Origin of the sequence: Exiguobacterium sp. s131 (assembly GCF_018617345.1) — a bacterium.
Lineage (GTDB): Bacteria > Bacillota > Bacilli > Exiguobacteriales > Exiguobacteriaceae > Exiguobacterium > Exiguobacterium profundum.
This window is the reverse complement of the sequence record NZ_JACSJX010000001.1, coordinates 68,985-83,128: the sequence shown is the minus strand read 5'-3', so window position 1 is coordinate 83,128 and position 14,144 is coordinate 68,985. Positions and strand designations below refer to the sequence as shown.

Here is a 14,144-nt window from a genome sequence, read left to right as displayed (position 1 = left end):
TGTTTTTTTGAAAATTGAGTAAATTTTAGAGAGATTGTGATGGACATGATATAGTCGACTTATTGAATCACTCAATACATGGAGGTTTCTCATGCCACATTTCACACATCCATCGATTGACGAGACATTTTCGGGTGTCTATTTGCTCACCAATCGAAACGGATCAATCCACCAGTCTTACGGCTATGCGAATCGCTCAGAACAGATTCAACATGACGTGACGACACGGTTCGGGATCGCGTCCGGTTGCAAGTTGTTTACAGCAATCGCGATTTGCCAGTTAGTCGAGCAAGGGAAACTATCCTTTTCCACCTCGCTTGACTCATTTCAAACATTTGCCTTACCTCATCTGTCACCAAACGTCACCGTACATCAGTTGTTGACGCACACATCAGGAATCTCTGACTATTTTGATGAATCCGTCTCTGATGACTTTGAAGCGCTATGGCGTGATATCCCGATGTATCGGCTTCAACAGTTACGTGATTTTTTACCGTTGTTTCAACAAAAATCTATGAAAGACGAACCGGGTTCTCGATTCTCCTACAATAATGCAGGATATATTCTGTTAGGGTTGATTGTAGAAGATGTGACCGGGCAATCTTTCACCGACTATGTCGAACAATCGATTTTTCATCCTGCTGGTATGATTGATTCTGGATACTTTTCACTCGATGCCTTGCCTTCTAGAACAGCACTCGGTTATATTGACCACTCGGACGGCACATGGCGTACAAACCAATATGCGATTCCAATCAAAGGAGGAGCAGATGGTGGCGCGTATGTGACCGCTCAAGACATGACTAAATTTTGGAAATCGCTGTTTTCACATCAGCTTCTTGATACCGCTTCTACGTCGCTTCTTTTGACACCACACGTGACGGTTAATGACCGCGGCGGGAGTTATGGATACGGACTTTGGATTCAACATCACGCATCGGGAGATGTCTATAAATATCACGTGATGGGCTATGACCCTGGTGTCAGTTTCCATTCTGGTTACTATCCAGAAATCGATACCATCTCGGTCATTTGTTCAAATCAATCAGATGGGGCATTCGACGTCATGAAACAGATTGAAATGCAGATTGGAGAACGGATTGAATGAACATTCGTACTTATATGGAATCAGACTTTGACTCGATTCAACAACTTAATCGCGATGAAGGTTGGAGCCAATTGGTAGAACGTGACGCGTTGACCCGTGAGGCATGGCGTCAATCAAACGTCACCTATGTGATGGAGTCTGAAAATGGGAAGATTGTCGCTTATTTGCGCGGATTGACTGATACGACAGTCAGTTTGTATGTTTGTGAACTGTTGGTCGCTTCTACATATCGTAGACGTGGTCTTGGCGAACAGTTACTCCAACACGTCCATACACTTTATCCAGACACACGGCTTGAGATGCTCGCAAGTCAAAATTCCCACACATATTACGAGAAATTACGGTTTCGTCCGTTCTACGGTTTTAGGAAAACGATTCACGAATAGGAGGAATGTATATGAAACTTGCTCTCATCACAGGCGCATCGCGTGGTCTCGGCCGTTCCATCGCTCAGGAACTACAAGCTAGAGATTACGAGGTGGTCGGGCTCTCTCGCTCACAGGCGGAAGACGTTACGTATCGGCAACGATCAGTCGACCTATCAAACGTCTCGGGGATTGATGCAGTCATTCGGGAGATCACACCGTTTCTAGAGCGGGCTGATTCGGTTTTGCTCGTTCAAAATGCAGCATGGATTGAACCGATTCATCGTGTCGGACAATTAGATGGTGAGAAAGTGACCGCTCATGTCCACGCCAACCTGCTTGCGCCGATGCTATTGGCGAATGCGGTCCTCGCTTTCAACAAGCCGACCGATTTGATTCATGTGACCTCTGGCGCTGCTAAGCGTCCGATCTCAGGTTGGAGCGCATATTGTGGCACGAAAGCAGGACTCGATCATTTCACAGAGACACTTGCACTAGAGCTAGAAGGAACCTCACATCGTGCAGCTCTATTCAATCCAGGTGTGATGGATACGTCGATGCAGGCGGAGATTCGTTCTTCTTCGAAAGAGGCGTTCGCTGACCTTGAACAATTCCGTTCATACGAAACAGAAGGACGACTCCGCTCTCCTGAGACGGTTGCTCGTGTATTTGCTGAACAGTTAATTGACCGCCCCCTAGAAAATAGCAAGACCTATTCGATTTACGACTTGATTAAATAATTTACCAGGTCAAAAAAAGAAACACCCTTCTCTCGTCAAACCGTCTACACTACATGCATAGATACGTGAAAGGGTGAATTTTATGAAAACCATTGCTGGAGGATTACTGCTATTTGGACTGTTCAGCCTCACCATGTCATTCACAATGATTGGAGATACCGCCGTCGTCGGGGCGATGGTGAGTGGTGTCTCAATTTTATGTAGTGTCGGCTTATTATTTGGAGCGACTGAACTCAGTCGGATTCGTCACGACCTGCTCCACGACAAAAAAACGTCTCTCCCATCTGAATGAGGGAAAGACGTTTTTGATTCAATCTTCTTCGTATTCCTCTAATAGATCATCAACATCGTATTCTTCGAAGTCGTCTTCATCAATAAAGATATCGCGATCGTTCACGACATGAATCGGACCATTGGCCACATCGATTCGAATCGTCCACGCCCAAGGAATGCGTAACCGGTTATAGACACCTGTCCAGAACTCCATTGACTCTTGCTCATACTGTTCAAATTCTGTCAGAAGTTCTTTGAACGACACGCCTGTTAACTGGAAGTTTGAATCTTGGAGCCGTTGAAGCGCATGATGCTTCGCTTCTAATTCGGCCGCTCGAACCATTTCCTCAGCTGTCGCCATCTCCAGGATCGTCCCGTCCGGTGGGAGAATATCGTATACGTTGAACAATTCGCCTTCTTCTACTTCTACATCGTCAAACTCATAGTCATCGTGCCGCATACTACATTCCTCCTTACGCAATTTGAATCCCCTCTATTGTACCACTCTCTACCCGTTTCCCCCTAAAGATTCGTGCATATATTTCATTTTGTGAGGGAAAGACTGTTAGAGTGAAGACATCCATAGGAAAAGAGGTTAAGCAGATGAATGAATCATTCCAAGCACTCGTGCTCGACCAGCACGAGGAACGCCTTCATGCCGAAGTAAAAGAAGTACAAGCCGATGTCCTTCCGAAAGAAGAGGACGGAAATGTGTTAGTGGAAGTTCACTACTCTGCGTTGAACTATAAAGACGCGCTCGGATTAACGACTTCTGGTAAAATCGTCAATCGCTATCCGTTCATTCCGGGATGCGAATTCGTTGGAACTGTCGTCGAATCAGACCACCTCGACATCAAAGTTGGCGACGAGGTAATCGCCACTGGTTTCGGGATTGGGGAACGGCACTTCGGTGGATTTAGCCAGTATGCGCAAGTACCGGGGAAATGGCTCGTGAAGTTACCGAAAGGAATGAGCATGCGAGATGCAATCGCCATCGGAACACCAGGACTTACCGCCATGCTTTCCATTGATGCACTCGAACACGCAGGTGTGCGTCCGGGTGAAGAAGTACTTGTCACAGGCGCGACAGGTGGTGTCGGAAGCTTCGCGATTACGTTGCTTCGTCGTCTCGGCTACCATGTCGTCGCCTCCACCGGCAAAACAGATTCACCATACTTACGCTCACTCGGTGTCGAGACGATCATCGATCGAAGCGAATTAGAAGGCCCTGCCCGTCCCCTCGCCAAGCAACGTTTCGATGCCGCTATCGATTCGGTCGGTGGAAATACACTCGCCAACATCTTGAGCCAGATACGATATGAAGGTGCTGTCGCCGCATGCGGTCTCGTCGGAGGCGCAGAGTTGCCAACGAGCGTCTATCCGTTTATTTTACGCGGCGTGAAGCTCATCGGCATTGATTCGGTCATGCAACCCATGGTTCGTCGTACGAACGCATGGGAACGTCTCGAAGAACTCATCGATCCGAAAGTTCTCAATGAGATGATCCATGAGATTCCGTTACACGACGTCCCTCGCCACGCCGAAGCGATGATGCGTGGTGAATTGAGTGGTCGCACCGTCGTCCGTCTTCGCTAAGCCCATCAAAAGAGGCTGAATCATTCACGATTCAGCCTCTTTCCTCTCTATTCTCCATGGTGTTGAATCAGATAGTGAATCCGGCAGGTGCGTCTTTCACGACGACGAGTACTTTGCCTTGGTCTAACTTCTCTTCGAGACGCTCTGATTCTTCTTTTGTGAAGCCGAGCTCTTGAAAATCGGCTCGCAGTTCGTCTCCTTTTTTGCGGAACACATTTTTGGCGGCTGTCCCCAAACCGACGTCACTTGCCGAGACGGTGTTCGCATCGGCATTATCCGCGACACGTTTACTCCGATCATCGTCATGTGTGATGACGTAGATGTTGGATTCATCAATCCCATTTGTTTTCATCGATTGAACGGCGGTGACGACTTCTTCATCATTTGTAAATTCTTTGTACAAAACTGACATGTCTATTCTCCTCCTTCAATTCTACTACATTACTAGTTATTACCTTCCTTCACATTCTTCACACATTAAAAAACGATGACAAACGTCATCGTTTTGTTAAACGGCGGGCTCTTGGCCTTTTCGTTTTTTCAATTCTTCCAATAAAATGTTTGATTCATTAAATGGAATCGACTGTCGACCGATTCGTTCAATGTGGTCATGTCCTTTTCCGACGACCACGACACGCTTTCCTTCTAACGCTTGCGTGGCCGCATGTCGAAGGGCCTCTTCCCTTGCTTCAAACGTCACATACTTCACATCCGGTTGGATACCTTTTACTAAATCACGAATGATTTGTTTTGGGTCTTCCATGCGGACATCATGTACGGTGACAATCACCTCATTCGAATAGCGACTTGCGATACGTCCCATATCTTGACGTTTCGTAGGATCACGGTCTCCTGCCGCACTTAACACGACGACAAGTGCACGGTTATCTTGTTGCAATGTAGACAAACATTTCTCTAGCCCGTCTGGTGTGTGGGCATAGTCGATATAAATCTCAGCATCCTCTGTAGCTAAACGTTCCAACCGCCCTTTTGGCAAGGTGAGTCCTGGAACATTTGAAACAATGGTCCGTAGCGCCATATCGGAAGTCGACACAAGTCCGATTGCCGCTGCTAAGTTCGCCGCATTGAACGCCCCCATGAACCGAACGGGCACTTCGAGCTTGAACTCCTTCATCCTGACGAGTACCGTCTCTTCACGCCAAATCACTTGGATGTCGGCTTCGATTTCCTCTTTTGTACTATACATAATGGCTTGACGTGTCGGCGCAAACTCAGCCATGACATGACTAGCCGGATCTTCCGCATTTAACACAATCGCCTCACCGTTCGTCACTTCCACCTGTTCAAACAATCGCGCTTTTGCCCGGGCATACTCATCCATCGAACGATGGTAGTCCAAATGATCATGCGTCAAATTCGTAAACGCGGCCGCATGAAAGTGGATGCCCGCTACGCGACCTTCCATCAAGGCATGCGATGATACCTCGAGTACGCAATCCGTGACGCCTGCATCGACCATCTCTGCTAAGATGCGATGTAAGACGACGGCTTCTGGTGTCGTATTGGCTGTCTCAACCGTTTGATTATGAAAACGCGCGCCAATCGTACTAACGATTCCGGCACGACGTCCTGAAAGACGCAACAAGTCATAAGTCAATGTCGCTGTCGTAGTTTTTCCATTCGTTCCTGTCACACCGTATATACGCATCCGATGAGAGGGATGATCATAAAATACACTCGCAACCGCTCCTGCCGTCTGTTTCGTATCGGCAACAACCACATTCGGTACATCGAGATCGAGTGGATATTCTGAGATGACCGCACTCGCACCGTTGGCGACGGCGTCTTCTGCGAACTTATGACCGTCAACCGTATAGCCGCGAATGCAAATAAAGACATTCCCTGAACTGACCTTCCTGGAATCGGTTTCGACTCCGGTCACCCATGGATCAAAAATGTCATCCATCTCATTTTTTAAAATGGCGGATAAACGTTTCGTTCTCATGCTGTGTACGTCCTTTCTCATGGGTGTCGCTAGGTTCATAAAACCTTATCGTCATGTTACTAGATTTTAACGGCAATTGAGATGACAAATATATTACTTCCCGTTTTCAAAGGAAAGCAATCACTTCACAAAAAAAACCTAGACGTTTCACTCACGTACTAGGTTCCTCCATTTTGAATGCTAAATTGTGTTTTAGTAGCTCCGCCTCAAGGACAAAAAGGGCATTCGGTCCGATTCCATGCCAACTCGCAACCTCACGGCGTGTATAGGGACACAATTCATGCAGAGACTCGATTCCTTTAGCGACTAGTGCCCTTTTAGCTGGCGCTGCTAACGTTGGTAAGGCAATCATCCAATCTCCGCCTTTCGCTTTCTAAATCGTCCGTTGATGGGAAGACAGGCAAGAACTTGCTCGATTCGAAACGTTCGTCTCGCTTGTTTATTCAAATCCCATGCCACCACGTACTCCCCTTGCACTTTAATCAGTTTGACCCGCCGCTCTGAAAATGTCCCATGTCGATCGACATACACCATTTCTGTGACTTGTCCCGAACGCATCCATCGTAACAATTCTTCTCTCATCCTGTTTTCCCCCCTTTGTCTTCATTATACAGAACATTTGTTCTCATTTCTATTGATAAGCTGTTCGCTGATTCAAATTTCGATTATGATGAAGGAAATCAAATGAGAGAGGAAAAAACCGATGACTTATGTATTATTACTGATCTTGGCTGCCTTTTTATTCGGGGCAATGATTTTCGCTGCGCTCGCGTTACCAAACCTTCGCAACATTTTATTCAATCGTGGCAGTTTGTTCAATCAACAGAGCGAAACCGTCACTTGTCCGAAGTGTAAAACATCATTCAAACGCGCGCCGGGAGACGCACAAACTTGTCCGAATTGTTATCACACTTTTTGAATCGTTGAGGGGCATGCATATTCGACTGCAATTCTTCATATTCCTTGGTTTGAACGGGAGCAAATGAGTGAAAGAACAGAGAGGATGCTTTATCTGAGTAAAGTTCCTGATTCTTTTATCGTTGAAACCTTCATTCCATAAGAAAGGAGTTGCATATGCTTCCTACACTCGATGAACACCTCGTCGATCAAGTTCGTCTTAAAAATCGCCAAGCCTTAGAACATTTATACTCACGCTATGAAAAACTACTTTATCGATATGCGCTTCATCTGAATGACCATCCTGCAACTGCAGAGGCGGCCTTGACCGATTTATTTTGTCGGATTTGGCAACAACGTCTTCACTTCAATCCACATTCCGAAACGATTCGTGCGACCCTCATCCGTTCATTAGAGGAAATCATGCACTATATGAAAGAGGACAAATCAGATTCCAATACTTCTAAAATCCCTTCTGCATAAGGTTTTGTTGTCATCTCCGGATACATCTGTTTTGCCTGTTCGGTCGCATTGCCCACTAAATAGCCTTTCCCTACATGCGCTAACATCCCAAGGTCATTCCCACTGTCGCCGAACGCATATGTTTCTTTGCGTAAGAAGGAAGCAGTGGTGCATACATATCGAACACTCGATTCTTTTCCGGCATGCATTGGATAAAAATCAATATCCCATGCATCCATCGGATCACCCGCTTGCGGATTGCATTGGCTGATGTTGACAGCAATCCCTTCTTGATCAGCTAGCATGCGAAGCGTTTCGCTCCAAGACCCGATTTGGTCACGTATGTAATAGCTACGGATCCAAGGACTCGTCCCAAAACCCGGTTGCGCTTCTAGTTCAATCCGCATCTGTTCAATCTGTGACGCAACACGTTCCACACGAGATATAAAATCACTCGGGAATAACGCTTGATAGGATTCTTCTAAAGAAAACGTTCCGTCTAGGTCAATATGATACAATTCCGTACCTAAACTTGAAGCGATACGGTGAGGCCAAAAGCGAAGGTTTGCCTGTTCAACTTTTTCACGTAGCGATTTGAGTGAACTACCTGTCACCCACATCGTTGACAATCGATGGGAATATTGTTCCAAAAAATCTTCGAGCCGACGAACGGATGCCAATTGTTCCGGTGTACATGCATGAGGAAAGTAGGTCTCATCAAAATCAAAACATATGAGGATGTGTCCCTCATTCGTAAATCGCTTCATGATATCGTCTCCTTATCGTTTTCTCTTCCTCCTGTAGTACAATGAAACAAAGGAGGCATCTTATGATTTCACGAATCTCTCGAGCTTATTGCCAAATGAGTAGCTTGATTACCGGATTTTTTATTGTATTTGCTTTTCTTTTTGGCATTCGCACATACTTCTTATGGACGACGATGAGCTCTCCCTCAACTGCGATTGGCTTGATGCTGATGACGGCGATTGGACTAAGTGTCATCACCTACCTTCTTTCAGAGAAATTAAGATTATTCATCTATTCGAAGCTTCCGGATCAAGCAGTGACATGTTCAATAAATAGTCACACAAAATAGGCATCCATTTTTCGATTTTATACGTTAGATCAATACAAGGGACATCCCTTCTGCGCAAAGGAGTATGTTATGACTGACTTAGAGTTATATGAGCGTGTCAGGAAAAAGGACAAAGAAGCGCTCGAAATATTGTATGATCGATACGAACGCATTTTATACGCATTTGTCCTACAACTGACAAAAGATCGTGATTTGGCCGAAGAAGCCATGCAAGAAGTATTCATCAAGCTCTGGCGTGGCGGAGGCGTTTACGATGAGTCAAAAGGAAAATTTCGTTCTTGGCTCTTCACAATGAGCCGTCATGTGGCCATTGATTTAATTCGGAAGCGTAAACCGGATTTACAATTAGATGAATCTTACGCTGAGGCCATCCCTTCCGACTCACCGTCCGTCGAGAAAGAAGTCGAGTGGCAAGAAGAGCGCGCCCAAATCGAGACAGCCATGGCCACATTACCAGCCGAACAACAGCAGGTCGTTCGACTCATGTATTTTCAAGGATTGAGCCAGCAAAAAATTGCTGATGCATGCGGCATCCCGCTCGGAACGGTAAAAGGAAGGATTCGACTGGCGCTAAGGCAACTGAGGAAACAGTTATCCCATGAATTCATCGGAAAGGAGGTAGAACAATGAACGCATGCGACCAATTGATTGACTACTTCAACCAACATTTAACGGAAGAAGAACGAATGAAATTTGAACAACATCTGGCAACGTGTACTGACTGTCAAGAAGAGCTCGAACAACTTGAAGCTCTTGTCGGTGGCGTCGCGTTCTTGTCTACTCCGACTGAGCCACCCCGAGGCATGAAAGCACGTGTCCTCGATCGTGTATTCGAAGAAGAAGACAATGAACCCGTCATAACAACCGACACTTCTGCATCAGTTCCACCGGCGACACCGTTCAAACAGAAGAAGAAACGGAACGTACCGGTCTGGGGAATGGTCGCTTTAGCAGCGGCACTCCTCCTCTCCTTAATCGGGAATGGATATTTGCTTACCAATCAGCCTGATGCCCCTGCCATCGCGTTAACCGAAACGATTCCACTCGACGGCGAATCGGAAGGGACCGCTTACCTTGCAGAGCAGGACGGTGCGACACAACTGATCGTCCAAACGAATGGTCTAGCCTCACTCGATGCCAATGAGGTATATCAAGTATGGCTATTAAAAGATGGTGCCCCGATTCCGACCGGCGCTTTTGTCACCGATGACAAAGGGAACGGGACGGTTATCTACACACTCGACTCAGATGAAGTCGACGTCGACTGGGATACCGTCGCCGTCACAAAAGAACCGAATCGTGGCAATGAAACGCCACAAGGTGAAATCGTCTTAAGTGCTAGTCTTTAATTCTTGAACCGGACACATCCGCTGTCCGGTTTTTTGTTATGATGAACCAAAGGAGTGAATGGGATGCAAAAACCAAAAATCGGTATTGTCGGACTTGGAAATATCGCTCAAAAAGCGTATTTACCCATCCTTTCGATTCATCCCCGAATCGAGGTAGTCGGTGCCTTTTCCCCGAACACATCTAAGCGAGACATGATTTGCCAAACGTATCGAATGACCTCTTTCGACACGTTGAATGAACTCGCCTCATCCATCGATGCAGCGTTCGTACATAGTTCAACGGAAACTCATTATGACATCGTATCGTATTTATTAGAACACGGCGTCGATGTTTATGTTGATAAGCCCCTCGCCGCAACAATCGAGGAAGCGGAGCAGCTCGTCATTCAAGCCGAACGTCTTGGGCGTAAATTGATGGTCGGGTTCAATCGACGTTTCGCTCCGATGTATATGCGTCTACAAAACGAGTCCTCTGCTCACATGATTGATGTGGTAAAACATCGCGAGAATGACGTCGGCCCTAAGGATGCGACCTTCACCTTACTCGATGATTACTTACATGTCATTGATACGCTACGTTTCCTCGCTGGTAATGAGCTCATACTCGTCTCGGGTCACGTCGAAGTCAATGACAAGCATGAGCTTCGATTCGCCCGCCACGTGTGGCAAGATGAGCACGGAATGCACACGACATCGATGCACCGTTCAGCAGGAGTGAACCATGAGCACGTCTCGATCGTACGGGATGGGGAACGATTGTCCATCGAAGAGATGGTCACGCTACATCGTTTCAAGCAAGGTCGGCATGAAGTCGAAACGTTCGGTTCATGGGACACGACACTCGTGCAACGTGGTTTCCAAGGCGCGATTGACCACTTCATTTCCGCACTCATCGATGATACAGCGATTTCAACAGACGGTCGTGTTGCCCTTGAGACACAACGACTTGTCACAAATCTAATCAAGTGAAGGAGGGCTATATATGGATTTCTTTTTCTACATCATGGTTATGGTGATTGTCGTCTCGTCAGTCGGTGCCAATACGATTATCAAAACGAGAGAAGCACGTGTCGAAGAACGACGATTGAAGATCGAAGAAGAGAAACTCGCGATCCAACGGCTTGAACTCGAGATGAAGCGCGAACAAGACAAACTCGACCATCATGGATTTTAATCAAAAGCGGTCACCCTCCAAAATGAGGGCGACCGCTTTGCCATTACAGATGACGGTTTGAAATTGGCAGTTGTTGTCTTCGTTCCACGAGCGTCGACCACGTCACAGCCGTCATGATACAACCGGCACCGATAAAGAAGTTAATATGGAGCGTTTCGTTCAAAACGAGCCACCCGAGTGTCCCGCCAACCAAGGGTTGAAAGAAGAAAAAGAGTGACCCGACACTCGCATCCATCAACTCGAGTCCTTTGTTCCAGAAGAAAAACGCTCCTGCCGTCGATACGACACCGATATAGAGAACACTAAGCCAAAGGACGCCATTTAACTTTGGCCACCCTGATTGCATGACCTCCACACTCATCAAAGGCGTCATCAATAACCATGCGACTCCGATCGAAAATGTCGTGAGCGTCAAGGTCGACAACGACTGTGTCCCGATTTTCACATAAATCGACATAAGTGCCCACGTCACGGCAGCTAGAACAAGTATGAAACTGCCTACTCGATACGTCCCTTCCCCTTCCCAACCGACGACGATGAGAACACCGACCGTTGCCAGCCCAAGCGCTCCAATCTTGACAGGAGTCAGTCGTTCTTTCAATAAGATTCGGGCAAATAAGACCATGAAAGCTGGTGTCGCTGCGGTCACAAGGGAGCCAGTATGTGCATCCGATAGCTTCGTTCCAATAAATTGAAACGAAATCGAAGCGACGTATCCGATGACACCGACAAGTCCGATCCATTTCCAATCTGCCCTTCCAATCGATTCCCGTCCAAACCGAAACCAAACGACGAATAAGACCATAAATGCAACAGCGTATCGTAACCAGACGAACGTGAACGGTTCAATATATGCGAGTGCATATTTACTGACCACATACATTCCTCCCCATATACTCGCCGCAAGGGTCAAACTGAGTGCTCCTAGCCATTCTTTCCTCATTTTCTCGCCTCCTCAATGGCGACTATATACGACGCCTTCGCTTCGATTTCCTCTATTTTCATTGTCAGGTAGATGAAAAACGCTTACAATCAAGATGTAGATGAATGAAAGGAGGGAGAAAGGTGAAATTTGTCGGACGTACGCATTGGACAACTGAACATTTGTACATTTTGCGTGCGATTTTTCACGATGTCGCTTAATCAAGGGACCCGTCTGTCCTTTTTTAGACATTGCTGAATATACGACAAAGCGCCTCTCTCTTTCTAAACCGAGCGCTTCTTTGCGTTCGGTTTTTTTGATAGGCCCTAACCTTAGGAGGAACCTATTATGTTGATCGATCTTCAACACATTCAAAAACAATACGGCGGGCACGCCGTTCTCACAGATGCGAATTTATTCATGAACGAAAACGAACGAGTCGGTCTTGTCGGCCGAAACGGCAGTGGCAAAACGACGCTGTTACGAATCCTTGTCGGCTCTGAAGAGCATGACGCCGGTACGATTTACCGCCGACAACGACTCTCTATCGGCTATTTGGTGCAGCTTCCTGACTACCCTGGACGCAGTGGTCGTGACGTCCTCTATACTGCTTTTGAGGAAGTGACTCGCCTGAGTGAAAAAATGTCTTCCCTCGAGCAAGAGATGGCGACGTCCGAACAGCTCGAACGCCTTCTCGAATCATACGGTGCCATTCAAGAACAATTCGAACATGCGGGTGGATATGTCTACGAGTCAAAAATCAGCGCAATGATTGATGGACTCAAATTGACCTCATTCGTGGACCAACCGTTCGATACGCTAAGCGGGGGCGAGCGTACAAAAATCGGTCTCGCCTTAGCACTCCTTCAGGAACCAGAGCTACTCATTTTGGACGAACCGACGAACCATCTAGATTTAGAAGCGATGACTTGGCTCGAATCCTATTTACAGGATTACGATTCAGCGCTCCTCATCGTCTCCCATGACCGGGTCTTCTTAGATGCGGTCGCCACACGAATCGTCGAGTGCGAGGATGGAGAATTGACGAGTTATCCTGGGAATTATACGGACTTCGTTGCCCAAAAAGAAAAACAGTTGCTTGACCAGTTTCACGCTTACACGGAGCAACAGAAGAAAATCAAAAAAATGAAGGAAACGATCCGGCAGTTGCGGCAATGGGCCAACGAGGGCAATCCGCCGAATGAAAAGTTCTATCGTCGCGCCAAATCGATGGAAAAGGCTCTCGAACGAATTGAACGAATCAAGCGACCACAACTCGAAGCCGAGCAACCGAATATCCAGTTCACGACGAACGGGCGAACCGGGCGCGACGTCTTCGAAGTAAATGATATGACACTTATCTATGATCGTCCTCTATTTGAAGACGTGCACTTCTACACAGGGTACGGGGAACGCGTCGCCATCGTCGGACCGAACGGGAGTGGAAAGTCTTCGCTTTTGAAAATATTGCTCGGTGAAGTTATCCCGCAAGCCGGAACCGTAAGGCGAGCCGACCAAGCCAAAATCGGCTATCTATCGCAACACATCACATTCGACGAATCTCATCGCTTAATCGAGGCGTTTCGGGACCGGATCGCAGTCGATGAAGGCAAAGCGAGACACCTTCTCGCTCAATTTCTGTTTTACGGCGCGAGTGTGTTTAAACCGGTCACGAATTTGAGCGGCGGGGAGAAGATGCGACTCATGCTTGCCATCCTCGTCCATGAAGAAATCAATGTCCTTGTCCTAGATGAGCCGACGAACCACCTCGATATCGAATCGAGAGAGGCACTTGAAGAGGCACTCGAACGTTTCCCTGGAACGGTCGTTACGGTTTCCCATGACCGCTACTTCTTGAATAAGCTATTCCCTATCACGTATTGGCTCGACGGGACGATGACACGTTTCGAAGGTAACGTCGCCTATGCCCTCGACAAACGTGGACAGGAATCGAAAGATGCACCTAAAACGGAACACATCAAACAATCAAAATCGCTGAAGCAGACGAAACCTGCTCCATCTACGGTTGATGAGGAAACTCACCTAACCCAATTAGAGACAGAACATCGGGCACTGCTCCAACGGATGAATGAATTGGATGACCTTGATGAATTGATGGCGTTACAACGACAAGTTGATGCATTGCAAAAAGAAATCGATGACGTGATGACACGTTTGCTCGAATCTTTATAACCT

The 14,144-nt window shown here is 47.0% G+C and carries 20 protein-coding genes; 12 read left to right on the top strand and 8 right to left on the bottom strand.

All coding sequences use genetic code 11. The features are described 5' to 3' along the window. Positions 1–91: 91 nt before the first annotated feature. From KNO69_RS00555 to KNO69_RS00540, 4 genes are all read left to right on the top strand, one after another. Entirely contained in the window at positions 92–1,108 is a 1,017-nt protein-coding gene (locus KNO69_RS00555; RefSeq protein WP_214815304.1) for a serine hydrolase domain-containing protein, read from the top strand. Beyond that, on the top strand, positions 1,105–1,494 hold the full coding sequence (locus tag KNO69_RS00550; RefSeq protein ID WP_074035497.1) for a GNAT family N-acetyltransferase: 390 nt from the start codon (positions 1,105–1,107) through the stop codon (positions 1,492–1,494). The genes KNO69_RS00555 and KNO69_RS00550 overlap by 4 nt, the downstream gene beginning before the upstream one ends. 11 nt (positions 1,495–1,505) lie before the next feature. Further along, the gene (locus tag KNO69_RS00545) at positions 1,506–2,213 is read left to right on the top strand and encodes an SDR family NAD(P)-dependent oxidoreductase (protein ID WP_214815302.1); all 708 of its coding nucleotides are present in this window, start codon (positions 1,506–1,508) and stop codon (positions 2,211–2,213) included. Between the two features lie 82 nt (positions 2,214–2,295). Continuing rightward, entirely contained in the window at positions 2,296–2,505 is a 210-nt protein-coding gene (locus tag KNO69_RS00540) for a hypothetical protein (protein WP_078147783.1), read from the top strand. Positions 2,506–2,523: 18 nt separating this feature from the next. Here KNO69_RS00540 and KNO69_RS00535 read toward each other — a convergent pair whose 3' ends face one another. Further along, on the bottom strand, positions 2,524–2,946 hold the full coding sequence (locus tag KNO69_RS00535) for a hypothetical protein (protein WP_012727530.1): 423 nt from the start codon (positions 2,944–2,946) through the stop codon (positions 2,524–2,526). Between the two features lie 143 nt (positions 2,947–3,089). Between KNO69_RS00535 and KNO69_RS00530 the strand changes: the two genes are divergently transcribed. Beyond that, positions 3,090–4,082, top strand: a complete 993-nt coding sequence (locus KNO69_RS00530) for an MDR family oxidoreductase (RefSeq protein WP_214783954.1) — start codon at positions 3,090–3,092, stop codon at positions 4,080–4,082. Positions 4,083–4,149: 67 nt separating this feature from the next. Here the strand turns inward: KNO69_RS00530 and KNO69_RS00525 are convergent, their stop codons facing one another. The 4 genes from KNO69_RS00525 to KNO69_RS00510 form a co-directional block, all read right to left on the bottom strand. Next, positions 4,150–4,494 (bottom strand): YflT domain-containing protein, encoded by a 345-nt coding sequence (locus KNO69_RS00525; protein WP_012727532.1) that lies wholly within the window; start codon positions 4,492–4,494, stop codon positions 4,150–4,152. 96 nt (positions 4,495–4,590) lie between these two features. After that, the gene (locus KNO69_RS00520) at positions 4,591–6,048 is read right to left on the bottom strand and encodes a UDP-N-acetylmuramoyl-L-alanyl-D-glutamate--2,6-diaminopimelate ligase (RefSeq protein WP_214815300.1); all 1,458 of its coding nucleotides are present in this window, start codon (positions 6,046–6,048) and stop codon (positions 4,591–4,593) included. Positions 6,049–6,199: 151 nt separating this feature from the next. Further along, positions 6,200–6,400, bottom strand: coding sequence for a helix-hairpin-helix domain-containing protein (locus tag KNO69_RS00515; protein WP_159563075.1), 201 nt, complete (start codon positions 6,398–6,400; stop codon positions 6,200–6,202). Next, positions 6,397–6,630 carry a WYL domain-containing protein gene (locus tag KNO69_RS00510; protein WP_074035487.1) on the bottom strand — a complete coding sequence of 78 codons (234 nt, stop codon included), beginning with the start codon at positions 6,628–6,630 and terminating at the stop codon, positions 6,397–6,399. The genes KNO69_RS00515 and KNO69_RS00510 overlap by 4 nt, the downstream gene beginning before the upstream one ends. 121 nt (positions 6,631–6,751) lie before the next feature. On the opposite strand from KNO69_RS00510, the gene KNO69_RS00505 reads away from it, so the two are divergent. Beyond that, positions 6,752–6,967: a hypothetical protein gene (locus KNO69_RS00505; protein ID WP_012727536.1), complete on the top strand. Its 216-nt coding sequence runs from the start codon at positions 6,752–6,754 to the stop codon at positions 6,965–6,967. A gap of 155 nt (positions 6,968–7,122) precedes the next feature. Next, positions 7,123–7,428, top strand: a complete 306-nt coding sequence (locus tag KNO69_RS00500) for an RNA polymerase sigma factor (protein ID WP_214815298.1) — start codon at positions 7,123–7,125, stop codon at positions 7,426–7,428. Here KNO69_RS00500 and KNO69_RS00495 read toward each other — a convergent pair. Then, complete coding sequence (locus KNO69_RS00495) at positions 7,374–8,174, bottom strand: HAD family hydrolase (protein WP_214815296.1); 801 nt, start codon at positions 8,172–8,174, stop codon at positions 7,374–7,376. The genes KNO69_RS00500 and KNO69_RS00495 overlap by 55 nt on opposite strands. 85 nt (positions 8,175–8,259) lie before the next feature. Beyond that, a complete protein-coding gene (locus KNO69_RS00490; RefSeq protein WP_214815294.1) occupies positions 8,260–8,409 on the bottom strand; it encodes a hypothetical protein in 150 nt (49 codons plus the stop codon). A 163-nt stretch (positions 8,410–8,572) separates the two neighbouring features. Here KNO69_RS00490 and KNO69_RS00485 point away from each other — a divergent pair, with 163 nt between their 5' ends. From KNO69_RS00485 to KNO69_RS00470, 4 genes are all read left to right on the top strand, one after another. Continuing rightward, complete coding sequence (locus tag KNO69_RS00485; protein WP_211782130.1) at positions 8,573–9,133, top strand: RNA polymerase sigma factor; 561 nt, start codon at positions 8,573–8,575, stop codon at positions 9,131–9,133. After that, positions 9,130–9,852, top strand: a complete 723-nt coding sequence (locus KNO69_RS00480) for an anti-sigma factor (protein WP_214815292.1) — start codon at positions 9,130–9,132, stop codon at positions 9,850–9,852. Before KNO69_RS00485 ends, KNO69_RS00480 begins: the two co-directional genes overlap by 4 nt. Positions 9,853–9,915: 63 nt before the next feature. Then, positions 9,916–10,821 carry a Gfo/Idh/MocA family protein gene (locus tag KNO69_RS00475; RefSeq protein ID WP_214815290.1) on the top strand — a complete coding sequence of 302 codons (906 nt, stop codon included), beginning with the start codon at positions 9,916–9,918 and terminating at the stop codon, positions 10,819–10,821. A gap of 13 nt (positions 10,822–10,834) precedes the next feature. Then, positions 10,835–11,026 (top strand): hypothetical protein, encoded by a 192-nt coding sequence (locus tag KNO69_RS00470; RefSeq protein WP_074035480.1) that lies wholly within the window; start codon positions 10,835–10,837, stop codon positions 11,024–11,026. Between the two features lie 43 nt (positions 11,027–11,069). On the opposite strand, the gene KNO69_RS00465 is transcribed toward KNO69_RS00470, so the two are convergent. Beyond that, complete coding sequence (locus KNO69_RS00465) at positions 11,070–11,969, bottom strand: DMT family transporter (protein WP_214815288.1); 900 nt, start codon at positions 11,967–11,969, stop codon at positions 11,070–11,072. A 327-nt stretch (positions 11,970–12,296) separates the two neighbouring features. On the opposite strand from KNO69_RS00465, the gene abc-f reads away from it, so the two are divergent. Then, positions 12,297–14,141, top strand: coding sequence for a ribosomal protection-like ABC-F family protein (gene abc-f, locus KNO69_RS00460; protein WP_214815286.1), 1,845 nt, complete (start codon positions 12,297–12,299; stop codon positions 14,139–14,141). Positions 14,142–14,144: the final 3 nt, after the last annotated feature.